This is a genomic window from Rhodococcus sp. 114MFTsu3.1 (assembly GCF_000383555.1).
In the GTDB taxonomy this organism is placed as follows: domain Bacteria; phylum Actinomycetota; class Actinomycetes; order Mycobacteriales; family Mycobacteriaceae; genus Rhodococcoides; species Rhodococcoides fascians_E.
This window is the reverse complement of record NZ_KB911546.1, coordinates 133,917-155,851: the sequence shown is the minus strand read 5'-3', so window position 1 is coordinate 155,851 and position 21,935 is coordinate 133,917. Positions and strand designations below refer to the sequence as shown.

The window sequence follows — 21,935 nt, the reverse complement described above, 5'->3', positions numbered from 1 at the left end:
ATCAGCCGACCGCCGAGAGGTACTCGCTGTAGAACAGACCCATACCGAGTGCCGAGGCGATGGCTGCCATCAACCACAGCCGGATGATGACGGTGGTCTCCGGCCAACTCGCGAGCTCGAAGTGATGATGGATCGGTGCCATACGGAAGACCCGAACACCGTTGGTGCGGAAGATCGCGACCTGGATGACGACGGACGCAGCCTCGACGACGAACAACGCGCCGATCGCAACGGCGAGCAGCTCGGTCTTGGTGACCACGGACAGACCCGCGAGCAGACCGCCGAGAGCGAGCGATCCCGTGTCACCCATGAAGATCTTCGCGGGCGCGGCGTTCCACCACAGGAAGCCGATGCACGCACCGGCCGCGGCGGCACAGACGATCGCGAGATCGAGAGGATCCCGCACGTCGTAACACCCGACGCGTGGGTCGGTGCTGCAGGACTGCCGGTACTGCCAGAACGTGACGACGGTGTAGGCCCCCAGGGCCAGCGCCATCGATCCCGCGGCGAGGCCGTCGAGCCCGTCGGTCAGATTCACCGCATTCGACCAGGCCACGACCAGGACACAAATGAAGCCGACGAACAACAGGGTCGGCATGTACACGATGGCGAAGTCGCGGACATAGGACAGGTTTCGGCTGCCGGGCGTCACTGCGTTGCTGTCCGGAAAGCGAAGGACGAGAAGCGCGAACACGACCGCAGCGCCGATCTGGCCGACGTACTTGGCGCGCGCGGTGAGTCCGAGGTTCCTCTTGTTTCGCAGGCTCGTGTAGTCGTCGACGAAACCGACGATGCCGAGGGCCGTCGTCAGACCCAGGACGAGCAAGGCCGACGCCGAAGGGCCCCCGCCGTCGTATGCGATGCCGACCACGTGCGCCCCGCCGTATCCGACCCACAGCGCGACGAGGATCGCGACGCCGCCCATCGTCGGTGTTCCGCGCTTCGACTGATGGCTCGCCGGTCCTTCCAGCCGAATCTCTTGGCCGAAGCCCTGCTTCGAGAACTGCCGGATCAGCATCGGGGTGAGCAGAATCGACACCGCGAGAGCTGTTCCTCCCGCGAAGAGAATCAAGATCACCGCGTGTCATCCCCCTGATCGTCTGGCTGCAGTTACTGCCCGGTTATCGGCCGACTCAACGCGTGCTGTCCGGAGGAATCTCCGGAAGCCCCTCACTGGCACGCAATTTTTCGGCCATCGAGCTCAGTAGATTCTGTGACTCCTCGGACAGATCGAACGCACGCGCCGACAGACGCTTGAGGCCATAGCCTTCGAGCTGAGTCACCAACTCGAGGTCGTGATCGATCTTGCGCGCGTAGATGTCGTTGAAGAAGTAATCCGGCTTCACCTTGAAGAACCGGGCGAGTGCAGCAACGGTGTCGTTCGACGGATTCGTCCGCTGACCGGAACGCAGCTGCGAGATGTACGGCTTGGAGATCTGGTGGCCGTGCTCGGCGAGCGCATCGGCGACTTCTGCATTGGTGTGGGGCTTACGGCCAGGTGGATGCACCGTGTTGAACAGACTGTTCAACCGTGCCGCGAAGTCTGCAGGCATCGGGATCTACTCTCACCCTTCTCGGTATGACCGGGCCGTCTTCGACGCGGCCCGGAAACGATAACGAGTAGGTAACCACATTCCAGGCCGACTGGCTGTTTCGGCGCGACGAACGGTAGAACGTGTTGCTTTCGGATCGGACGACCGGAGAAATGCGGAGCCCGGCGCGGCCCCGCCATCGACCACGTCATTCGAACGATCGACGAGGCACGGGTTCGAGCGCAGGCCGTTTGCCAAGCGTTAACTGCTCACAGCGGATCGTGCTGCACGTGTTCCATCGGGGTGCCGACCTTCCGCAATGCGTAGAGCGTCGTCCGCACCATCGACGGCGAACCACAAATCTGGATCTGCCGGTCCGCCCACGAGCCGAACTGCGTGACGACCTTCCCGATGGACCCGTGCAGCCGATGATGCATGCCCCACGGCAGTTCCGGCGTCGGACCGGAATGCCACCACGGATTCTCGTCCTCCTCGGTCACCGGAACCACCGTCAACCACGGGTTGGACAGCGATAGCTGCCACAGGGTCTCGGCGTCGTACAGATCCCGGGGATACGTGCCCCCGACGAACAGGTGCACTCGCGGGTTGTGGCTGCGTCGAGCCATGTCCATCACCTGAGCACGGAGCGGCGCCAGGCCGGTGCCGCCTGCGATCATCAGCACGTCCTCGGCGATTCCTCGGTCGATCTGCAATCCACCCAAAGGAGGGCTGACGGCCCATCGATCGCCGACGACCGACTCGGTCACCATGGCGGGGGACACCCAACCGCCGGACACCCGCCGAACGTGAAACTCGATCTCGCCCTGCGGATTACACGGAATTGCCGGCGACAGGTACCGCCAGAGTTTGGGGCGTTGCGGAATCTGCACGCTCACGTACTGACCCGGGTAGTAGTGAATGCCCTCGTCCAGTTGGAGGCGAATGATCGCCAGATCGTCGAGCACCCGTTGATGCTCGACGATCGTGGCGCCCCAGTACGGGGGCAATTCGTCCGAGTCCGCCGCAACGGCCATGTTGTCGGTGACGAGCGCTAGCGTCCGATGCCAGGCGTCCTCGACTTCGTCCGTCCACACCTCGTTGCCGACGAAGTTGCGGAACGCCGAGATCAGGGCCGAGGCACCCGCTCGGAAGTGGGTGCCGTCGACGCCGTGCTTGCGGTGGTCTCGGCCAAGTTGCTGGAGGAACGACTCGACGCGCTCGTTCTTGTCGAGATTGTCGAAGATGTAGGCCAGCGCACGGACGAAATGGTCGCGTTGCTGGTCCATCGACGCCGGAAAGAACGCCCGGAACTCCGGATGGTCGACGAACAGCTGGGCGTAGAAGGACCGTGCGAGAAGTGCCGGACCGTTCTCAGCGGCCAGAACGGACTTGAAACCGGCACGAACCAGGGAGATCGCCCGTGCATCGAGCATCGATCAACCTCCGCCGCAGCTAGACGGTTCCAAAGTAGACCGCCCGAGGGTATCCCGATTACACACCACTGGCCACAGAAGAAAACTGAGAAAATCAGACTTGAGCGGAACAGGCTCAAGTCTTGGTACGTTGTACCCACCGACATCAAATTTTCTCCCAGCAGAAAGCAGGTGACCGGTGGACAGTTTCACCCCCACCACGAAAACGCAGGCCGCACTCAGTGCCGCTCTGCAGGCCGCATCCGCGGCCGGAAACCCGGACATCCGTCCGGCGCATTTGTTGGTGGCGTTGCTCGATCAGACCGACGGCATCGCCTCCCCCCTGTTGAAGGCTGTCGGCGTCGATCCTGCGACTGTGCGCGGTGAAGCTCGCACCCTGGTCGATCGACTCCCGTCGGCAACCGGATCGACAACGACTCCGCAACTCGGTCGCGAAGCGCTGGCGGCCATCACGGCTGCGCAGAACCTCGCTACCGAACTCGACGACGAGTACGTCTCCACCGAGCACCTCATGGTCGGACTCGCGACGGGTGACAGCGATGTCGCCAAGCTCCTGACCGGCCACGGCGCCGGACCGAACGACCTGCGCGACGCCTTCCAGACTGTCCGCGGCAGCGCGCGCGTCACCAGTGCCGATCCCGAGAGCACCTACCAGGCGCTCGAGAAGTACAGCACCGACCTGACCGCCCGGGCCCGCGAAGGTCAGCTCGATCCGGTCATCGGCCGCGACACCGAAATTCGTCGTGTCGTACAGGTACTGTCCCGCCGCACCAAGAACAACCCGGTTCTCATCGGTGAGCCCGGCGTCGGCAAGACCGCCATCGTCGAAGGTCTCGCGCAGCGCATCATCGCCGGCGACGTGCCGGAAAGCTTGCGCGGCAAGACCGTCGTCTCGCTCGACCTCGGCTCGATGGTCGCCGGTGCGAAGTATCGCGGTGAATTCGAGGAGCGGCTCAAGGCCGTGCTCGACGACATCAAGAACTCGGCCGGCCAGGTCATCACCTTCATCGACGAGCTCCACACCATCGTCGGAGCTGGCGCGACCGGTGAGTCCGCGATGGACGCGGGCAACATGATCAAACCGATGCTCGCGCGCGGTGAACTGCGGCTCGTCGGTGCGACCACGTTGGAGGAGTACCGCAAGTACATCGAGAAGGACGCAGCGCTCGAGCGTCGATTCCAGCAGGTCTACGTCGGCGAACCGTCCGTCGAGGACACCGTCGGCATCCTGCGTGGGCTCAAGGAGCGCTACGAGGTGCACCACGGTGTGCGCATCACGGACTCCGCGCTCGTCTCCGCCGCCACACTGTCCGACCGCTACATCACGTCGAGGTTCCTGCCGGACAAGGCAATCGACCTGGTCGACGAGGCCGCGTCGCGTCTCCGCATGGAGATCGACTCGCGTCCCGTCGAAATCGACGAGGTCGAACGAGCCGTCCGGCGACTCGAGATCGAGGAGATGGCGCTCGAGAAGGAGACCGACGATGCGTCGAAGGCTCGTCTCGAGAAGCTGCGCGCGGAACTGGCCGACGGCCAGGAAAAGCTCAACCAGTTGAGCACCCGCTGGCAGAACGAGAAGAACGCCATCGATTCGGTTCGCGTCCTCAAGGAAGAACTCGAGAACCTGCGCGGTGAATCCGAGCGTGCCGAACGCGACGGAGATCTGGGAAAGGCAGCCGAACTTCGGTACGGCCGCATCCCGACGCTCGAGAAGGAGCTTGCCGAGAAGACACAGGCAACTCCGGCGCAGGACGACGTCATGCTCAAGGAAGAGGTCGGTCCGGACGATGTCGCCGACGTCGTCGCAGCCTGGACCGGCATTCCTGCAGGCCGCATGCTCGAGGGTGAAACCGCGAAGCTGCTGCGGATGGAAGACGAGTTGGGCAAGCGCGTCGTCGGGCAGAAGGACGCCGTGCAAGCGGTGTCCGACGCCGTCCGTCGTGCTCGCGCCGGCGTCGCCGATCCGAACCGTCCGACGGGCTCGTTCCTGTTCCTCGGTCCGACCGGTGTCGGCAAGACCGAACTCGCGAAAGCGTTGGCGGACTTCCTGTTCGACGACGAGCGCGCCATGGTCCGCATCGACATGAGCGAGTACAGCGAGAAGCACGCCGTAGCTCGACTCGTCGGCGCGCCTCCCGGCTACGTCGGCTACGAGGCAGGCGGTCAACTCACCGAAGCCGTCCGCAGGCGTCCGTACAGTGTCATCCTGTTCGACGAGGTCGAGAAGGCTCACCCCGATGTCTTCGACATCCTGTTGGCCGTGCTCGACGAAGGCAGGCTGACCGACGGGCAGGGACGCACGGTCGACTTCAGGAACACCATCTTGATCCTGACGTCGAACCTCGGTGCCGGGGGATCGAAGGACCAGGTCATGGATGCGGTCAGGCGCGCGTTCAAACCGGAGTTCGTCAACCGCCTCGACGACGTGGTGGTGTTCGACGCCCTGTCCGAAGATCAGCTGGAATCGATCGTCGACATCCAGCTCGGCTTCCTGGCCAAGCGCCTTGCAGCACGCAGACTGACGCTCGACGTGACGTCGCCGGCGAAGCTGTGGCTGGCAGCTCGGGGCTACGACCCGCTGTACGGCGCTCGTCCGCTGCGCAGGCTGATCCAGCAGGCGATCGGCGATCAGTTGGCAAAGCTGCTGCTCGCAGGAGACGTCCGCGACGGTGACGTCGTGCCGGTGAACGTATCGGCAGACGGCGACGCACTCGTACTGGGTTAGACCGAGTATTTCGCTCCACTCTTGCGCGATATTTGCGGGATTCCGTGAATATCGCGCAAGAGTGGAGCTCTGTGCACGCCTGGACGTTCGTCACCCGCGAGGTGCCGGACGTACCCTCGGTGTCATGAGTTATCCGGACGATCAGCGCGCGAGAGTGGAGCCCGCGGAAGGACCCCACGACCGGCCGTGGGAAGACGGCACCGCGAATCCGCCTCCGGATCGTCCCGAACCCGATTACGTCGCCGACGGCTGGCAAGCATATCCGGACACCCAACCGTACCCGGATTCCCAGCCGTACCCGGATTCCCAGCCCTATCAGCAGGCACAGCCCTATCAGCAGGCACAGCCCTATCAGCAGGCACAGCCCTATCCACAGGCGCAGCCCTACCAGGACCAGCCGACGCAGCAGTACGGATATCCCCAGCAGTACTCGCCGCAGCAGCAGTACCCAGCCCAGCAGCCCAACCCGACCCAGGTGTTTCCGGCGTACGACCCGAGGCAACACCAGGCTCCGCCCGAGTACGGCGAGTATCAGGCTCCGCCCGAGCCGAAGGGGCCGCGGCGGTGGATGTTCGCGCTGGTCGCCCTGGCCGCACTGGCGGTCGTCGTGCTGGCAGGAATTCTCGTGTTGACCAATCAACGATCCGACACCGAAGACGTCGCGGTTCGGCCACCGACCAGCCTGGCCCCGATCCCCACGCTCCCGCCGAGCCAGGCGCCCCTCGCGCCACCGTCGGCTCCCGGTGGACTCGTCCCGGGAGGTATCCCGGAAATTCTGGGGAACTCCGGCGCGGCGATCGGAAACATCACCGCCATCGACGGTCCGACTCTGACGATCCAGGGCATCGACGGCGCCCCCGTCACGGTTCTCGTCACCCCGCAGACGCAGGTCCTGTCCCTGTCCGGCTTCGACGCCTCCTCGCTGAAGGTCGGGTCGCTCGTCGTCGTGAACGGCAGCCCCATGGAGAACGGTGCCATCACGGCGGACATCATCGTGGAAACCCCCGACCTGGGCGGGTGAGCCATCACGAGGCCGAACCGCTGGACGCTATAAGCTGACCCTCGATGACGGCTATGTGGTTCGGACTTGCAGCGATCGCCCTCCTGGGTGCGGTCGCCCTTCTGTACATCGACCGTTCGCGCCGGGACCAGGTAGGCCGGGTACGGCAGATGTGGGCCAAGGCGCAGGGATACACGTACGAGGCGTCCGACGACGACATCGTGTTGCAGTTCCGGCGTGCTGCACTCGCCAAGCCCGAGCAGACCACTGCGGTGGACCTCGTGAGCGGAGTTCGACGTGGCGAGAAGTTCGTACTGTTCGACGTCGAGGAGACGTCGACGATCGTTGCAGTCCAACGACCCGTCGGATCCGACGTGGACATCGACCTTCGGTTGAAGTCGACGCCGCCTCCGCGCGACTCGGATATGGAGCTGCTCGGGTCTATCGGCCCCCGTGTCGTGTTCGCGACGAACGTCGAAGTGGCGCGCCGCGTGTGCGATCAACGCATGGCTGCGTTCACCGAATCCGTTCCGGCCGGCCTGAACCTGCTGTGGAGCGAGAACGACTGGACACTCGGATCGTTGCCGCTCGGCAGCACCGGACGCGACTGGGACGCCGCCATCGACGCAGTGGCGCGACTGTCCGGGATGCTGCACGTACTCCCGCCCGTCAACAACCGACGTCCATCCGGTCCCGCTCGAACCAGCCCTCCGCAGCGCAGTCGACCCGAAACCACCGTCGGGCGCCAGAGCCCAGAACCCAGGCAGAACCCAGAAGCTAGGCAGAGCCCAGCGCCCAGGCAGAGCCCAGCACCCAGGCAGAGCTCCGAGCCTCGTCGGAGCCCGGAACCCCGCCAGAATCCGGAACCCCGGCAGGCGCGCCCCGAGGTGCGGCGTCCCGAGCCCAGGCCGCCGCTGCGTTCCGGTCCCGTCATCCAACCGTCCGGACCCCGGCCACCGAGCCGTCCGACACCCATCACTCGCGACTCGGACCGCCGCCGCCAGGACTGATCCGCAGGACCGGACATTCGGCGGTGTGGGACTCCACAACACGTCGATCGCACCGTAGCCTTCAGTTTCATGACCGCCGAACCGATCGAACCAGCGTCCCCCCTCACCGTGCGCCCGGTTGCCCTCGTCACCGGACCGACGTCCGGTCTCGGCGCAGGATTCGCCACTCACCTCGCTGCTCGCGGCTACGACCTCGTGCTCGTTGCCAGGAACGAGGTGGGGCTGCGTTCGCTCGCGGACGACCTGCGCGTCCGCTTCGGAGCCGACTCGGAGATCATCCCGGCGGATCTGGCCACCCAGGCGGGACGGGACGTCGTCGCCGAGCGGCTGAGCCGGGGCGTCGAATTTCTCGTCAACAACGCAGGTTTCGGAACTTCGGGTGAGTTCTGGACAGCGGAACCCGAGCTGCTGCAGGCGCAGCTCGACGTCAACGTCACCGCGGTGATGCAGTTGACCCGAGCAGCGCTGCCGTCGATGGTTGCTGCCGCGAAAGGCACCGTGGTCAACGTGGCGAGTGTTGCGGGCATTCTGTCCGGCCGCGGATCGACGTACTCGGCGTCCAAGGCGTACGTCATCTCGTTCTCCGAAGGACTGTCCGGTGGCCTCGCCGGCACGGGTGTCCAGGTGCAGGCACTGTGCCCCGGGTTCGTGCGCACCGAGTTCCACCAGCGCGCGGGCATCGAGATGTCCAGCATCCCGAAGTTCATGTGGCTGAACGTGGAACAGGTCGTGCGTGAATCCATGCGTGATCTGGGCAAGGGCAAAGTCATCAGTGTGCCGGGCGCGCAGTACAAGGTCCTGACGGCGCTCGGCACCAAGGTCCCCAAGAGTGCTGTGCGGAAGCTGACGAATCTGGTCGGTCGAGGTCGCGGCCGAACCTAGGCGACTTCGGCGCGTATGGGCGAGCCTCCGAGCGCGATTCGAGTATCACCGTTAAATTCAGACCTTGTGACTGTTTTCGTGATCGTGGCGATCCTCGTACTTGCAGTTCTCGCCTACGCGGCGAGCGTCGAGCGTCGGGTGCGGCGTTATCGGTCGAACACGGCCGCGAGCAGGCAGCTGGTGACCGTGGAGCTCGAGCGTCGCTACGTTCAGCTGGATCCGTTCATCGCGGCCGTCGAATCGTCCGGCCTGGACCAGGATCTGGTTCGTCAGCTCGTCGGCGCGAGGTCGTGGTCCAAGGCGGTACGAGACAAGAACCTCGGTCTACAGGCACAGGCAGCCGCCGAGAACGCGCTGTCGGCGGCGGTGCACGCAGTGCTGTCCGAGTCCGACACCCACCCCAAGTTGCGATCCAACTGGGCTTTCCAAGGCCCCGCCGGCGACCTGGAAACAACGGAGAAGCGCATCGCCGGCGCAGTGCGCGTCTACAACGACAATGCGTACGCGTTGGCGCAGCTGCGTAGTTCGTTCGCGACCAAGCCCATGGCCACGGTACTGAAGGTTGTTCCGCCCGAGCCGTTCGTCGAGCACGTCGACCTCGTCGCCGACGAAAAGCCGGAGGACGTGCCCGCCTGAGCCTGTGGGATTCCGGCCGGTAGATTCATCGACTGAATCGACCGAAGGGAACCTCACATGGCCGACAGTGCCCAGCGTGCCGAACTGGCCGAGCTGGTTCGTGAACTGGCCGTAGTCCACGGCAAGGTGACGTTGTCATCCGGCAAGGAAGCCGACTACTACGTCGACCTCAGACGCGCAACGCTGCATCACCGCGCGAGCGCGTTGATCGGAACGCTGATGCGCGAATTGGTGGCCGACTGGGACTTCGACTCCGTCGGCGGCCTGACGATGGGAGCCGATCCCGTCGCGCTGTCCATCGTCCACGCGGAAGGCCGCCCGATCGACGGATTCGTCGTGCGCAAGGCCGCCAAGGCCCACGGCATGCAGAGGCAGATCGAAGGACCCGACATCGTCGGCAAGCGGGTGTTGGTCGTGGAGGACACGACCACGACCGGGAACTCACCGCTGACTGCGGTGAAGGCGCTCCGCGACGCGGGAGCAGTCGTCGTCGGAGTTGCGACGGTAGTCGACCGGGCAACCGGAGCCGACGACGTCATCGCTGCCGAGGGGCTCGAATACCGCTCGCTGCTCGGCTTGGCCGATCTGGGTCTGTAGCGGCTTCGCCGCTGGTGGTGTGGTTAGGCGCCCCAGGGGGCACCCAACCACACCACCAGGCGCGGAGCGCCTCAGGCCACCTCGACCTCATGCATATCCATGACGAAGCCCGCTCCGGCGAAGTTGGGCATGTCGTCGGCACCGGCCTTGCCCTCCTCGGATCCGAGGGCTGCAATGGCGTCGTCCTTGGACGGGAAGTTCAGGTTGCCGACGACGAAGTGTGCAGGCTGGGATCCGTCCAGTGTTTCTGACACACCCCACTCGAACGAGATGATGCCGGGCATCTTCGCGGTCAGTGGCGCATGCACGCTTCGGTAGTGTGCCAAGAACGCATCGGGGTTCTCGGGGTGGTTGTAGGCGATGCTGATGCGAAACATTCGAGCTCCTTCTAGTGGGTGATCGTGAAGCCTTCGTAACCCTTGGATGCGACGTCGTCGCAGATGTCGCGGTAGACGTTGAGTCCGCCGACGTAGGACATGATCATGCGAGGTTTGCCTGGGATGTTGGCGCCGGTGTACCAGGAGTTGCCCTCGGGGTAAAGCGTGGTGTCGGCGAGTTCGATTGCTTGCGTGGTCCATTCCTTTGCTGCGGTCTCGTCGGCCTCGAATGTCCTGGCGCCGATCGACTCCAGATGTGCGACGGTGTCCGCTGTCCACTCGACGTGCTGTTCGATGGCGCAGACCACGTTGGTCAACACGTTGGGGCTACCGGGGCCGGTCAAGGTGAACAGATTGGGGAACTCGTCGACGGCGATACCCAGATATGTGGTGGGACCGTCGGTCCACTTGTCCTGCAGTGACTTCCCGTTGCGTCCACGGATGTCGATCTTCAGCAGGGGGCCGGTGATGGCGTCGAAACCGGTGGCGAAGACTATGACGTCGAGCGGGTATTCGTCGTGGGCGGTCTTCAACCCGGTCGGAGTCAATCCTTCGATCGGCGCATCCTTCACGCTCACGAGCGATACGTTGTCGCGATTATAGGTCTGAAAGTAGTTGGTATCGAGTGTGATTCGCTTGGCCCCCAAGGGATGCTCGCGAGGTGAGAGTGCCTCGGCAAGTTCAGGGTCCTCGACGACGGATCGGATCTTGCCGCGGAAGAACTCGGCGATGGTGTCGTTGGCCTGCCGATTGCTGAGCAGGTCCGGGTAGGCAGCGATGAGATCGATGGCCCGATGGCGACTCCATCGTTCCTCGAACACCGCCAATCGCTCTTCCTCGGAGTGGTCGAATGTGTTGACTGACAATGTGTCCACGGGCTGGCCGCCCCCGGACGCCTTCGATGCGACCTTGAAGTTCTCGATGTCGGCTCGAAAGGACTGCTTCTCGTCCTCGGTCAATGGGCGATTGCCGCAGTCGAGGCTGAAGGCAGGTGTGCGCTGGAAAACCGTCAGATGTTCGGCCTGCTCGGCGATCTTCGGGATCACCTGAACACCAGAAGATCCGGTGCCGATGACGCCGACCCGTTTGCCGGTGAAGTCGAACCCGTCGCGCGGCCACGCGCTGGTATGGATCGTCTCGCCCTCGTAGGCGTCGAGACCCGCGAAGTCGGGTGTCGATGACGTCGAGAGGCATCCCGCGGCGGTGATCAGGTACTTGGCGGTGACGTATTCACCGGTGTCGGTGCCGACCGTCCACCGTAACGCCTCCTCGTCCCAGACCGCTGATTCGACACGTACTCCGAAACGAAAGTGCTTCTTGACATCGAGTTTCTCGGCGACGAAGTCGATGTAACGCAGGATCTCCGGCTGAGCAGGATAGCGTTCTGTCCACTCCCACTCGTCGATGATGTCCTGGGAGAACGTGAACGCGTATTCCATGCTGATGCAGTCGCATCGTGCGCCGGGATACGTGTTCCAGAACCACGTACCACCGACGGTTTCTGCGGCCTCGTATCCACGGACCGACAGGCCGAGAGACTCGAGCTTGTGCGTCATGTAGACGCCGGAGAAGCCGGCGCCGATGACGACGGCATCGAAATCGCTTGTGCTCACGGAACACTCCTTTCAGGCGACAACGGATGTGAGATGGGCGCGAACGGATTCGCCGACGTACGCGATACCGGCGTCGGCTCCGGGGAGGATGTTGACGAACTGGAAGAAGCCATGCATCTGTCCGTCGAACACTCTCACCTCCACGGGTACGCCCGCGGCGGTGAGTTTCTCGGCATAGGCTTGACCTTCGTCGCGTAGAACATCGTGTTCGGCCAGCAACACCACTGCTGGTGCCACTCCTGACAGGTCCTCTGCGTGCAAGGGTGACACGTCCCAGTTGCGGCGTACTCCGGCATCGGGTGTGTAGAGATCCCAGAACCAGATCATCGACGTCTTGTCGAGCATCAACTGGTTGGCGGGGTCGGCGTACGAGCTGTTGTCGAAATCGTGGTCGGTGACGGGGTAGACCAACACCTGTAGCGAGACGGCCGGGCCGTTCTCTCGCACTGCTCGCTGCGCGACGACGGCTGCAAGGTTGCCGCCGGAACTGTCGCCGCCGACCAGTAGCGGCAACGCAGAATCGGAGCGAGAAGCGGTCCACTGCAGAACATCCCATGCGTCGTCGGCTGCAGTCGGGTAGATGTTTTCGGGAGCGAGTCGGTAGTCGGGAAGCACTACGGTGCACCCGGTCTCGACCGCGAGGCGTCTGGCAAGTGTGTCGAACTGATCCGGTGTGCCGACGACCCAGCCACCGCCATGGAAGTAGACGAACACCCCGCGTGGGCTGTCGTCAGGTGTCAGGACGCGAACCGGAATTGCATGTCCATCCGCCGCCTCCACCGTCAGGTTCTCGACCGACGCCATCTCGGGCCCTGGACCGTAGAGGTCGATGAATGTGTCGTTCATCGAGCGGACCTCGTCGGGGGTCATCTCGTGGAGCGCTTTACCGCCTCCTTCGGCGGCTTGGGCGAGGAACGCGGCGGTGGCGTCGTCGAGTGCCATGACAGGACTCCTTCGGAGTGTTCTAATTACGGACGGCATCCGTTCAGGTGATACACCTCACTCTAAACGCTGATAATCATTCGCCGCAACCATCTGTTGTCACGGCTTTTTCTGCTGCGACTTTGTCCTCAAATGTGATCTGGACAACTGGACGTTTTGGTTCTACTGTGACAGCGATCACGAGTTCATGCGCATCATTGCCATGAAATAGGAGGAGCCATGAAGTTCACCACGGGTCCCGGCAGGCTGGTCCTGTTCGGGCTGACCGGAGCCATGCTGTCGATGGCAGCATGTAGTGGGTCAGGCCCATCCGGTGCAACAGCCTCGGGGGAGATGCCCGCCGAGATCACCGTGCTCTCCACGACGGACAAGACCGGAACGCTCGCGTACGTCGGAGGTTCCCAGCTCGAAGGTATCGAACTCGCCGTCCAAGAGATCAACGAGCAGAAGTTCCTCGGCGACTCCACGCTGAAGCTCGACAGTCGCGACACCGCAGGCGACGCCCAGACAGCCGCGAGTCAGGTGACCGAAGGGATCGCGAACCCGAACGTCGCCGCCATCCTCGGCACCGTGTCCGGTGCGCAGTCCGTGGCGGTGGCGCCGATAGCAGAGTCGTCGAAGACTCCTGTCGTGTTCACCCAGTCCGGTAGTGCCGGTGTCGTCATCGGCGACTACACGTTCCGATCGACCGCACCCCAGGAGACATACTTCCCCAAGGCGATCGATCATCTGAAGACCCTCGGCGCCAAGCGAATCAGCGTGCTCTACAACGCAGGCCAGCCGACACTGGCGGAGATCGCCGAGAATCAACTCCCCGCGTTGCAGGAGAGTGAGGATCTCGAGATCCTCTCGAGCACCAGCGTGCAGTCGACCACCCAGGACTTCGCGTCGACCATCACCAAGATCGTCGGCGAAAAGCCGGATGCCGTGGTGTTCCTCCTCGTCGGTGCGCAGAATTCCACCGCGATGTCGCAGCTGCGCCAAGCAGGCTTCGACGGCCCAGCCGTCGGAAATCCCGCCGCAGGCGCCGGAAACCTCGCGCCCGCAGGGCCTGCAGGCGCGGGAATGTTCTGGGCGACGGACTTCAACTACCTTCAGACCGCACCGTCTTCGGTCTCCTTCGTCGAGGCTTACAGCGCCAAATACGGCAAGAACCCGCTCAACTACGCAGCCGAAGGCTACGACGCGGCATGGATGATCGCCAGGGCCATCAAGGAATCGGGCGGCGCCTCGCGTGAGGACATCAAGAACGGTCTCGACGCCGTGGCCACGGCCGGATTCGACGGCGCCGTCGGACCGGTGACGTTCGAAGGCAACGACCAGCGAGTGGCGGGAGTTGTCGTCGAGTGGGACGGGACCGCAGAAGGGTTGCTGGCGGAATGACGGTCACCGAACGTTCACGGAAGAGGTGATCTGAAACCATGGGCCAGACACTCATCGATGCGGCGATACTCGGATCGATCTACGTACTGTTCTGTCTCGGCATGTCCCTCGTGTGGGGCACCGTCGGCATCCTCAACTTCGCGCACGGCGCGATCTTCATGTTCGCGGGGTTCGTCGGATACCTGGTGGTCAAGGACCAACAGCTGCCGATGATCGGCGTCATTGCGGTGTCGGTGTTCGTGGGTGCGTTGTTGTCCACAGCCATCGAAGTGCTTGCTTTCCAACCGATTCTGCGGAGGGCAAAGACTCATCGGATCGCAGAGCTGCAAATTCTGATCGGCGGCATCGGCGTTGCTGCCATCCCGCTCGCGATCGCCCAGTACGTCACCAAGTCCGAACCGTTCGGATTCTCCAACAGTTCGTATGCAGTGAAGGTGTTCTCGCTCTTCGGTCTTCGCATCTCGAACACCGGTTTGATCATCGTGCTGTCCGCCGTGATTCTCACGGTCGGGATGGCGATATGGCTGCGCAAGTCCATGGCAGGACTTGCGCTCCGTGCCATCGGTGTCGATGCCGAAACGGCAGCGTTGATGGGAGTCGACCGTCGAAAGCTCTCCCTGTCCACAATGGCCTTTGCCGGTGGTCTTGCCGGTCTCGCGGGCGCCTTGCTCACGTTCAATCTCGGCGCCATCACTCCGGAAAGCGGTGAGACACTGCTGATCAAGGCATTTGCGGTCATCATCCTCGGTGGCGTCGGGAGCACGGCCGGTGTCGCTGCCGGCGCCTACATTCTGGCGTTGTCGGAGACTCTGGTGTTGCGATTCACCGGTGGTGGCTGGGTCGACGCCGTGTGCTTCGGCATGATCTTCCTCGTCCTGCTGCTTCGCCCGCAGGGTCTCTTCGGCCGCAAGGAGGTGCGAAGGGTATGAGTCAGTTCTATTTCACGCATATCGTTCTGTTCCAGAGCACGTTCACCGTTCTTCTTCTGGCTCTGAGCATCCAGGTCCAGCTTCGCATGGGCGTGTTCTCGTTCGCAGGCGCCGGGTTCTACGGTCTCGGTTCCTACGGCGCCGCGATCTTCGTGATCCGGTACGGGTTCAGCTCGTTCGCCGCGATTGCTGCCATCATGATCGTCTGCGGAGTGATCGGGTTTCTGCTGGCATTGCTGGTTCAGCGTCTCAACGGTCTCTACCTGGCGATGGCCACGGTCTCCTTCGATCTGATCATCACGGTCGTCGCGCACAACGGTGGCTCGCTCACCGGCGCGTCGGTCGGACTGTTCGGCGCACTGGCGTTCCCCCAGTTGACCATCGGGCACATCATCGCGATCACGGTGCTCGTCGTCGCGCTTCTGGCGCTGAGCGAACGAGGTCGTCTCGGTCGTAGAATCGACGCGGTCCGTGAAGATCCGGAATTGGCCGCATCCATGGGTGTCAACGTTTCTCGCTATCGAATCAGCTCCTTCGTGATCAGTGGATTGATCGGCGCACTTGGTGGCGCGATCAACGTATTACTGCGCACGACCGTGGCGCCGGAGAGCATCGGATTCCCCTTGGTGGTTCTCGGGTTGACGATCATCATCGTCGGCGGCGGGCGCTCGTGGCTCGGCATCGTCCTCGGCGCGATCATCTTCACATGGCTGCCGTACTACCTCGAGATCGTCGGGCAGTACCAGGCCATCGTCTACGGCATCATCGTCGCGATCGCTGCCGTCTACGTACCGGGCGGGATCTACGGAACCGCCCTTGATCTGGTTCGGAAGTCCAAGGCCAAAAGACTCGCAGGGGTTGCTCGTAAGAAGGAACCCGACGACACGGTCGAGGAACTCGCTCTAGCCGAGATAGGGGATAAACCGTGACTACCGACGCAGTGTCACGAGAGACTGTCGCTCGCCACGCCACAACCGAGGTGGTGCTCGGAATAGACGACGTCGCAGTCCACTACGGCGGCATCAAGGCTGTCGACGGTATTTCCTTCGACATCACCCGAGGAAAGATATTCGGCATCCTCGGACCGAACGGATCCGGCAAGAGCACCCTGTTGGCGGCGATCACTCGATTGACGCCCCTGACACGCGGTGCCTTGACGTTCGAAGGCGAACCGTTTGCGAAGGTGTCTTCGCAGAAGGTCGCCAAGCTCGGCATTGCCCGCACATTTCAGACGGTACGACTACTGCCGGACCTGACCGTTCGCGAGAACGTCGCTCTGGGGGCGGACCTCGGCTCCGAGGAAGGTGGCCTTCGCGAGTTGTTGCTCGGGCGCAAGGCCTTGCTGAAGCGCTCGAAAGATGCGGTCGCGGAGGCGCTGGAGCGGACTGGGCTCTCGGGCTTGGAGGACATCAGGCCAGGGGAGCTGTCCTATGGGTTGCAGCGCCGGGTGGAGATCGCCCGCGCAATTGCCATGTCGCCCACACTTCTTCTGCTCGATGAGCCGACAGCGGGCATGAACAAGACCGAACGCGAGGATGTATCGGAGCTGTTGAAGAAGTTGCGCGAAGAAGGCCTGACGCAACTTCTCGTCGAACACGACGTGCAGATGATGGTCGATACCTGCGACACGCTGATCGCAATGAATTTCGGCGTACTGATCGCGCAAGGGAAGCCGCAGGACGTCGTGCGCGAACCAAGTGTCCAGGAAGCATATCTCGGGAAGCGAGGAGCGCAGGATGCTCGTAGTCAGTGATCTCCACGTCCAGTACGGCAAGGTCAGCGCGGTCACGAACATCGGCCTGACGGTCGAACCCGGCCGAATTACGCTGGTTCTCGGGGCGAACGGAGCAGGTAAGAGTACGACGCTGCGAACCATCGCCGGCTTGGTGGAACCGATGTCGGGCACCATCGTTCTCGATGATGTTTCCCTCGTCGGACTCAAGGCCCACAAAGTGGTGCGACGCGGGATCTCACTCGTACCGGAGGGTCGTCAAGTCTTCGCGTCGTTGTCCGTGGCGGAGAACCTGCGTATCGGTGGATACACCTCGACCAGGGAGAAGCGCGAGAAGAACACCGAACTCGCGTATGAACTGTTTCCGATTCTTCGTGAGCGAAAGGACGGGCCTGCAGGACTGTTGAGCGGTGGTGAGCAGCAGATGCTTGCCTTCGGACGTGGACTGATGTCCGATCCGAAGTACATCATGATGGACGAGCCGTCGATGGGTCTTGCGCCCGCCGTGGTCGACACCGTCATGGCAAGTGTCCGCGAGATCGCCGACCGCGGGCTCGGTGTGCTGATGGTCGAGCAGAACGCCGAAGCGGGGCTCAGGGTTGCCGACGATGTCGTCGTGGTCAATCGTGGCGACTCCGTGTACTCCGGTGGTGCCGAGGAAGCCCGCTCGCACTCCTCGGTGGTGCTGGCGTTCCTGGGTGAAGCGGCTTTGGGCGCATGAGCAGGTTCAGCGGCAAAGTAGTCCTCATCACCGGTGCTGCCCGCGGACAAGGTCGTAACCACGCACTGCGTTTCGCCGCCGAAGGCGCCGACATCATCGCAGTGGACGCATGCGAGGACGTCGACACCGTCGGATACGACCTTGCGACGGAGGACGACCTGGCGGAGACGGTGCGGGCGGTCGAGAAGCTCGACCGTCGGATCGTGGCGTCGAAGACGAATGTCCGCGACCTCGAGGCGCTACGTGCAGCCGTCGATTCCGCAGTAGGCGAACTCGGCCGACTCGACGTAGTGGTAGCCAATGCGGGAATTGCGGGTAGCGGTGTGACGCACGAGTTGTCCGCCGAGAATTGGCACAACATGATCGACACCAACCTGACCGGCGTGTGGAACACGACGACGGTCGCCACTCCGCACATCCTGAAAGGCGGCGAGGGCGGTTCGATGGTGCTCATCAGCTCCGTCGCGGGAACGAAAGGTCTGCCGTACAACGCCCATTACACCGCAGCCAAGCACGGTGTCCTCGGGTTGATGAAGAGCCTCGCGAACGAGCTCGGCCCGCAGAACATCCGTGTCAACACGGTGAACCCGACCAACGTCGAGACTCGGATGCTGTTGAACGACGCGATCTACAGGCTGTTCCTTCCCGACGAGGAAGCACCCACTCGGGAACAGGTGGTTCCGCTCCTGCACGACATGCACGTACTCGACATTCCGTATGTCGAGCCGGACGATGTCAGCAACGCGGTGCTCTTCCTGGCGGGCGACGAATCACGCTACGTAACCGGTATTTCCATCCCCGTCGATGCGGGAGTCCTCATCAAATAGTGGCAGAGTCAGGGTTGTGCGCCCAGTTCCCAAGTGAACTCGTCGACCAGCGCGTCGATTCGTTCGCAGAACTGGATAAGCAACGGTGATTCTGGAAGTTCGGCCACCAACTGCGTTACGGCGTCGAGATGAGCCCGGGCACGGCCCAATTCTTGCTCGATCGAGTCGGTCATCGCACTGCCCTTCGGTCGGTCCAGCGTCGGGACTTGAAGTGCTGTTCGTCCAGTGTCCCGGTGGGTAGCACAGAGATCGACATCGAGATTCCGACAGTGCGCTTGATCGTCTCCGCGATATCCGCCATCAGGTTCGGGTCGACGTCGGCAGCCGCGTCGATCTCCAGCTGCAAGTCGACGGACTCGCTGCCGTTATCGGCAGTGTGAACAATCGCTCTGTAGTCGAGTACGGGCACACGGAGCACCGCCGCATCCACAGCGCTCGGCCAGATATTCATACCCCTGATCTTGATCATGTCGTCGATGCGACCGATCGATCCCGCCTCGAACTCCGGAAAGAAGCCGTCGCGCAGCAACCGGATGCTGTCGCCCATCCCGAACCGTATGCTCGGCAACCCGCGGGTCCGAAGGGTCGTGACCACTATCTCGCCGCGCTCACCAGGAGCTACGGCGACCCCGTCTGGATTGAGCACCTCGATGAGACAACGGTGTCCGATGCCGTGGAGGACGCCGCGTCCGTGTTCCTCGATCGCACCGGTTTTGGTCGCCATCACCACTCCGAGGGTCTGAGTTGCACCCCACCCTTCGTGGACTGTGGCGCTCCAGAACTCCTGCATCGACTCCGCCCACTCGATCCCGTAAGGCTCACCGGAGAGAAAGATTGCTCGTAGCGCAGAACCAGAGCGCTTCGGCTCGATCCCGAGACGCTTGGCCTCGGCTGTCATGCGGTGTAGGTAGGAGGGCGTGATGGACATGCCGGCGCAGCCGAAACGTTGCAGCATGTCGATGCGCTCGGCCGTTGATCCCGTGAATGCGTTGGTCGGAACGAGACCGGCAGCGAGAGCGGATGCCTGGAAGTACGGCCCGGCCATGGTCTGCGAGTACGGAATGGTGAGCATGATCTTCTCGCCTGCGGCAAGACCGGCCCAGAAGTACTGATAGGCGCCGCCGGTACCCAGAGCGGCGAGGTCGTGTGCCGTTCGAGGATGTACCTCCCTGCCCACCCCGCTGGTCCCGCTGGTCAGGTGTAATTGGCGAACGTCGTCCCGCACAGTGCCAGGATGCAGTTTCTGGTAGCGGAGATAGTCGGCCTTGCGGGCAACCGGGATGTGAAGGGCGAAGGACCGCTGGTCGACTACGGAATCGACATCGACGGCATGGTCTCCGTAGAACCATCGGTGGAAGGGGGACTCGTCCCGGGCGAGCCGGACCGCACGGACCAGTGCAGTGTCGCGGAAGCGGGTCGCCGTGAGGCCGCTCATCGATTCGGTCAGCGCATTCGCGGTAGTCATCTCATACCATCCCGGACCATGATTGCCGTTGCAGTGGCAGCTCGGCGGTCGTTGTCCTGCAGCAGAATCAGGTCGACGGTTACCGATGTATCGGACTCGTCGGTGATGACGCCGCGTACGACGGCATCCTGGCCGGTAAGCACGAAATCGTGCAGGGCGATGGCCCGCAACGATTCGAGCGAGGCGCGCGTACCAGCCCACTCGCCGACGCACCGTTCGAACATCGCGAGCACAAACATGACGTCTGCGTAGGCGCCAGGCGCACCGCCGGCCCGTGCAGCCTCGTGGTCGATGTGTGCCGGAGCGAAATCTCGACTGGCAGCGGCAGACATCACGAGCCGTTGGAACGTCAGAGGCAGCCGGATCTCCGGTAGAGGTGCGTTCATCGTCGGGACTCGAACGGGAAGTACCGATAGACGCTGCACCGCTCGCGTGCGATAACAGTGCCATCCTGGCGTAGGAAGGTCAGCTCGAAATCCACGAAGCTGCCGTCGCCCACACTTGTTCGTTTCGGCGTCACGCCAGTGACCCGGTATTCGGTAGTGATCACGTCTCCGGGCCGCAGTGGGTGAAAGTACTCGAATTCCATCCTGTTGGTGACGGATTCGGCAGCGGGCACGCCGCACGCATCCCAGGGCAACGGAGGGAGGGCGCCGTCGCTCAATGACGGGTCTCCTGGCGTCCAGTACGCAGGCATGGAGAACGAGGACAGCATTGCCCATGGAGCGATGGGGTCGACTGGGTCGACGAAGCGTGGGTCGGCCATCTCGTGCGCCTCGACGAACCGTCGGATCGCCTCGCGAGTCACCGGCTCCGCGCCGACGGTGATGGCAACAGGATTGTTCATGCTTCCGTGTCCGGCGAGGTCGGGCGGTGGTCGAGTAGAACCTCGTCGAACACGGCGTCGACGTAGGGCCCGAGATCGATGGCGTCGGTGTCGTAGAAGTCGGCGAACTCCGGGTAGGTCATCGTCTCGTCGTAACCGAGATCTCGGACGAGGGTGCTCCACCGCGAGGCGGTTGCGGCCCATTCGGTCATCGAGGTGGCTGCGTCTTCCAGCGCTGGGGACTGTTTCAGCAGTTCGAGTTGTTGGTTGTTGACGCTCTGTAGTCGCTCTCGTGCATCCGGTGCGAATTCGGTGATTGTTCCGCCTGCGTCCTGGATGTCGTGCACTCCCTGCACCATCGCGTCCCACGAGGTGCGGATATTGGTTTCGAGGAAGACGTCGAGTCGATCGAACAGCAATTGCTGAACGAGCAGCGGCATGCTGTCCCAACGGTTCTGGTTGAGCGCTACGGACCCGAAGGTCAAAGCGAAGCCAGCGGACGGATCGATGATCACTTCCGGTGTCAGACCGAGGTACCCGCCCAGCACTGCGTTCTGCACCGAGGTCGCGGTGCAGTCGACCACGCCGCGTTGCAGGCTTTCGTACAGCTCCGAATACGACGCACTCACCGGTATGGCGCCCAACCCGCTGATCTGTGCGCCTTGAGTCCGGCCTGCAGCGGAAATCTGACGTCCTCGTAGTTGGTCGAGGGTCTGCGCCTCCTCGGCGCACAGTAGCGCCATGCCGCCCCCGTTGTACGACGGCATCAACAGATGCATGTCGTTGTCCGCGAATTCCTGCGCGACTTCTTCTGTTGCGTACGCAGACTCGAGCAACCACGCGTGCGATTGCAGAATGCCTGCGATAGGAGACATATCGCCGAGGAAGGACGCGTTGATCAACGTGTTGACCGCCGGATACTCGGCTGGTTGGTTGGCGACAGCGAAGCCGTCGATGTCCGTTCGTCCGTCGCCCAGTGCGTCGTCGATCTCACTGGCACCTGCGATGGCGTTGGCGTAGAAGATATCGAAGGTCACCTTCCCGCCCGACCACTCGGTGACCGCGTCGTAGTAGATCTCCATCTTGTCGCTGACGAACGAGCCCTGAGGTCCGGGGGTCTGTGCGTACAGGTGAACAGGTTCGACATCGTCGAAGGCGGCCCGGTACTGGTCCAGGGTGGCGCCGTACTCGATGCCGGGTCCACCACTGTTCGATTCGGTCGTTGTGGTGCAGGAGGTCGCCACGACCACGGTCGCGGCAATGACCATGCAGGACAGTGCTTTGGGGAAACCGAACACGTTCAAC

Annotated in this window: 23 protein-coding genes; 12 read left to right on the top strand and 11 right to left on the bottom strand. The window is 63.1% G+C overall.

Translation table 11 applies throughout. The annotated features are described in order from the left end of the window. Position 1: 1 nt before the first annotated feature. From mraY to H292_RS0106550, 3 genes are all read right to left on the bottom strand, one after another. The gene (gene mraY / locus H292_RS0106560; protein WP_019663115.1) at positions 2-1,078 is read right to left on the bottom strand and encodes a phospho-N-acetylmuramoyl-pentapeptide-transferase; all 1,077 of its coding nucleotides are present in this window, start codon (positions 1,076-1,078) and stop codon (positions 2-4) included. A 55-nt stretch (positions 1,079-1,133) separates the two neighbouring features. Beyond that, positions 1,134-1,553, bottom strand: a complete 420-nt coding sequence (locus tag H292_RS0106555) for a helix-turn-helix domain-containing protein (RefSeq protein WP_019663116.1) — start codon at positions 1,551-1,553, stop codon at positions 1,134-1,136. A 248-nt stretch (positions 1,554-1,801) separates the two neighbouring features. After that, positions 1,802-2,965: a globin domain-containing protein gene (locus H292_RS0106550; protein WP_019663117.1), complete on the bottom strand. Its 1,164-nt coding sequence runs from the start codon at positions 2,963-2,965 to the stop codon at positions 1,802-1,804. Positions 2,966-3,143: 178 nt separating this feature from the next. Between H292_RS0106550 and clpB the strand changes: the two genes are divergently transcribed. The 6 genes from clpB to pyrE all read left to right on the top strand — a co-directional run bounded on the left by clpB (position 3,144) and on the right by pyrE (position 9,815). Next, a complete protein-coding gene (gene clpB / locus H292_RS0106545) occupies positions 3,144-5,690 on the top strand; it encodes an ATP-dependent chaperone ClpB (protein WP_020110893.1) in 2,547 nt (848 codons plus the stop codon). A gap of 124 nt (positions 5,691-5,814) precedes the next feature. Further along, positions 5,815-6,711, top strand: coding sequence for a DUF5666 domain-containing protein (locus H292_RS0106540; protein WP_230621059.1), 897 nt, complete (start codon positions 5,815-5,817; stop codon positions 6,709-6,711). Between the two features lie 53 nt (positions 6,712-6,764). Next, entirely contained in the window at positions 6,765-7,700 is a 936-nt protein-coding gene (locus H292_RS0106535; protein WP_020110891.1) for a hypothetical protein, read from the top strand. A gap of 69 nt (positions 7,701-7,769) precedes the next feature. Further along, positions 7,770-8,582 (top strand): SDR family NAD(P)-dependent oxidoreductase, encoded by an 813-nt coding sequence (locus H292_RS0106530; RefSeq protein ID WP_019663121.1) that lies wholly within the window; start codon positions 7,770-7,772, stop codon positions 8,580-8,582. Positions 8,583-8,648: 66 nt separating this feature from the next. Next, positions 8,649-9,218: a LemA family protein gene (locus H292_RS0106525; RefSeq protein WP_020110890.1), complete on the top strand. Its 570-nt coding sequence runs from the start codon at positions 8,649-8,651 to the stop codon at positions 9,216-9,218. Positions 9,219-9,275: 57 nt separating this feature from the next. Then, positions 9,276-9,815 carry an orotate phosphoribosyltransferase gene (pyrE, locus tag H292_RS0106520; protein WP_019663123.1) on the top strand — a complete coding sequence of 180 codons (540 nt, stop codon included), beginning with the start codon at positions 9,276-9,278 and terminating at the stop codon, positions 9,813-9,815. A 71-nt stretch (positions 9,816-9,886) separates the two neighbouring features. On the opposite strand, the gene H292_RS0106515 is transcribed toward pyrE, so the two are convergent. From H292_RS0106515 to H292_RS0106505, 3 genes are read right to left on the bottom strand one after another with little or no spacing between them, the layout of a single operon-like run. Beyond that, complete coding sequence (locus tag H292_RS0106515; protein WP_019663124.1) at positions 9,887-10,192, bottom strand: EthD family reductase; 306 nt, start codon at positions 10,190-10,192, stop codon at positions 9,887-9,889. An 11-nt stretch (positions 10,193-10,203) separates the two neighbouring features. After that, on the bottom strand, positions 10,204-11,805 hold the full coding sequence (locus H292_RS0106510) for a flavin-containing monooxygenase (protein ID WP_019663125.1): 1,602 nt from the start codon (positions 11,803-11,805) through the stop codon (positions 10,204-10,206). Between the two features lie 12 nt (positions 11,806-11,817). Further along, on the bottom strand, positions 11,818-12,747 hold the full coding sequence (locus tag H292_RS0106505; protein ID WP_019663126.1) for an alpha/beta hydrolase: 930 nt from the start codon (positions 12,745-12,747) through the stop codon (positions 11,818-11,820). Positions 12,748-12,966: 219 nt separating this feature from the next. Here H292_RS0106505 and H292_RS0106500 point away from each other — a divergent pair, with 219 nt between their 5' ends. The 6 genes from H292_RS0106500 to H292_RS0106475 are packed head-to-tail and all read left to right on the top strand — an operon-like array spanning position 12,967 to position 18,339. After that, complete coding sequence (locus H292_RS0106500; protein WP_019663127.1) at positions 12,967-14,130, top strand: ABC transporter substrate-binding protein; 1,164 nt, start codon at positions 12,967-12,969, stop codon at positions 14,128-14,130. Positions 14,131-14,168: 38 nt separating this feature from the next. Further along, entirely contained in the window at positions 14,169-15,059 is an 891-nt protein-coding gene (locus tag H292_RS0106495) for a branched-chain amino acid ABC transporter permease (RefSeq protein WP_019663128.1), read from the top strand. Beyond that, positions 15,056-15,988: a branched-chain amino acid ABC transporter permease gene (locus H292_RS0106490; protein WP_019663129.1), complete on the top strand. Its 933-nt coding sequence runs from the start codon at positions 15,056-15,058 to the stop codon at positions 15,986-15,988. The genes H292_RS0106495 and H292_RS0106490 overlap by 4 nt, the downstream gene beginning before the upstream one ends. Next, positions 15,985-16,812, top strand: coding sequence for an ABC transporter ATP-binding protein (locus H292_RS0106485; RefSeq protein ID WP_019663130.1), 828 nt, complete (start codon positions 15,985-15,987; stop codon positions 16,810-16,812). The genes H292_RS0106490 and H292_RS0106485 overlap by 4 nt, the downstream gene beginning before the upstream one ends. After that, the gene (locus tag H292_RS0106480; protein ID WP_020110889.1) at positions 16,796-17,512 is read left to right on the top strand and encodes an ABC transporter ATP-binding protein; all 717 of its coding nucleotides are present in this window, start codon (positions 16,796-16,798) and stop codon (positions 17,510-17,512) included. Before H292_RS0106485 ends, H292_RS0106480 begins: the two co-directional genes overlap by 17 nt. Beyond that, on the top strand, positions 17,509-18,339 hold the full coding sequence (locus H292_RS0106475) for a mycofactocin-coupled SDR family oxidoreductase (RefSeq protein WP_019663132.1): 831 nt from the start codon (positions 17,509-17,511) through the stop codon (positions 18,337-18,339). The genes H292_RS0106480 and H292_RS0106475 overlap by 4 nt, the downstream gene beginning before the upstream one ends. 8 nt (positions 18,340-18,347) lie before the next feature. Here the strand turns inward: H292_RS0106475 and H292_RS28375 are convergent, their stop codons facing one another. The 5 genes from H292_RS28375 to dctP are packed head-to-tail and all read right to left on the bottom strand — an operon-like array spanning position 18,348 to position 21,928. Continuing rightward, entirely contained in the window at positions 18,348-18,512 is a 165-nt protein-coding gene (locus H292_RS28375; protein WP_019663133.1) for a hypothetical protein, read from the bottom strand. Continuing rightward, positions 18,509-19,804: a phenylacetate--CoA ligase family protein gene (locus H292_RS0106465; RefSeq protein ID WP_019663134.1), complete on the bottom strand. Its 1,296-nt coding sequence runs from the start codon at positions 19,802-19,804 to the stop codon at positions 18,509-18,511. Before H292_RS0106465 ends, H292_RS28375 begins: the two co-directional genes overlap by 4 nt. Then, positions 19,801-20,190, bottom strand: a complete 390-nt coding sequence (locus tag H292_RS0106460) for a MaoC/PaaZ C-terminal domain-containing protein (protein ID WP_019663135.1) — start codon at positions 20,188-20,190, stop codon at positions 19,801-19,803. Before H292_RS0106460 ends, H292_RS0106465 begins: the two co-directional genes overlap by 4 nt. Beyond that, a complete protein-coding gene (locus tag H292_RS0106455; protein WP_019663136.1) occupies positions 20,187-20,651 on the bottom strand; it encodes an FAS1-like dehydratase domain-containing protein in 465 nt (154 codons plus the stop codon). Before H292_RS0106455 ends, H292_RS0106460 begins: the two co-directional genes overlap by 4 nt. Further along, positions 20,648-21,928, bottom strand: coding sequence for a TRAP transporter substrate-binding protein DctP (dctP, locus tag H292_RS0106450; RefSeq protein ID WP_230621060.1), 1,281 nt, complete (start codon positions 21,926-21,928; stop codon positions 20,648-20,650). Before dctP ends, H292_RS0106455 begins: the two co-directional genes overlap by 4 nt. Positions 21,929-21,935: the final 7 nt, after the last annotated feature.

Coding starts and splice junctions, on each gene's coding strand:
- H292_RS0106555 (WP_019663116.1), bottom strand. CDS start 1,553: ATGCCTGCAGACTTCGCGGCACGGTTGAACAGTCTGTTCAACACGGTG.
- H292_RS0106550 (WP_019663117.1), bottom strand. CDS start 2,965: ATGCTCGATGCACGGGCGATCTCCCTGGTTCGTGCCGGTTTCAAGTCC.
- H292_RS0106540 (WP_230621059.1), top strand. CDS start 5,815: ATGAGTTATCCGGACGATCAGCGCGCGAGAGTGGAGCCCGCGGAAGGA.
- H292_RS0106535 (WP_020110891.1), top strand. CDS start 6,765: ATGTGGTTCGGACTTGCAGCGATCGCCCTCCTGGGTGCGGTCGCCCTT.
- H292_RS0106530 (WP_019663121.1), top strand. CDS start 7,770: ATGACCGCCGAACCGATCGAACCAGCGTCCCCCCTCACCGTGCGCCCG.
- pyrE (WP_019663123.1), top strand. CDS start 9,276: ATGGCCGACAGTGCCCAGCGTGCCGAACTGGCCGAGCTGGTTCGTGAA.
- H292_RS0106515 (WP_019663124.1), bottom strand. CDS start 10,192: ATGTTTCGCATCAGCATCGCCTACAACCACCCCGAGAACCCCGATGCG.
- H292_RS0106505 (WP_019663126.1), bottom strand. CDS start 12,747: ATGGCACTCGACGACGCCACCGCCGCGTTCCTCGCCCAAGCCGCCGAA.
- H292_RS0106500 (WP_019663127.1), top strand. CDS start 12,967: ATGAAGTTCACCACGGGTCCCGGCAGGCTGGTCCTGTTCGGGCTGACC.
- H292_RS0106495 (WP_019663128.1), top strand. CDS start 14,169: ATGGGCCAGACACTCATCGATGCGGCGATACTCGGATCGATCTACGTA.
- H292_RS0106490 (WP_019663129.1), top strand. CDS start 15,056: ATGAGTCAGTTCTATTTCACGCATATCGTTCTGTTCCAGAGCACGTTC.
- H292_RS0106480 (WP_020110889.1), top strand. CDS start 16,796: ATGCTCGTAGTCAGTGATCTCCACGTCCAGTACGGCAAGGTCAGCGCG.
- H292_RS0106475 (WP_019663132.1), top strand. CDS start 17,509: ATGAGCAGGTTCAGCGGCAAAGTAGTCCTCATCACCGGTGCTGCCCGC.
- H292_RS28375 (WP_019663133.1), bottom strand. CDS start 18,512: ATGACCGACTCGATCGAGCAAGAATTGGGCCGTGCCCGGGCTCATCTC.
- H292_RS0106465 (WP_019663134.1), bottom strand. CDS start 19,804: ATGACTACCGCGAATGCGCTGACCGAATCGATGAGCGGCCTCACGGCG.
- H292_RS0106460 (WP_019663135.1), bottom strand. CDS start 20,190: ATGAACGCACCTCTACCGGAGATCCGGCTGCCTCTGACGTTCCAACGG.
- H292_RS0106455 (WP_019663136.1), bottom strand. CDS start 20,651: ATGAACAATCCTGTTGCCATCACCGTCGGCGCGGAGCCGGTGACTCGC.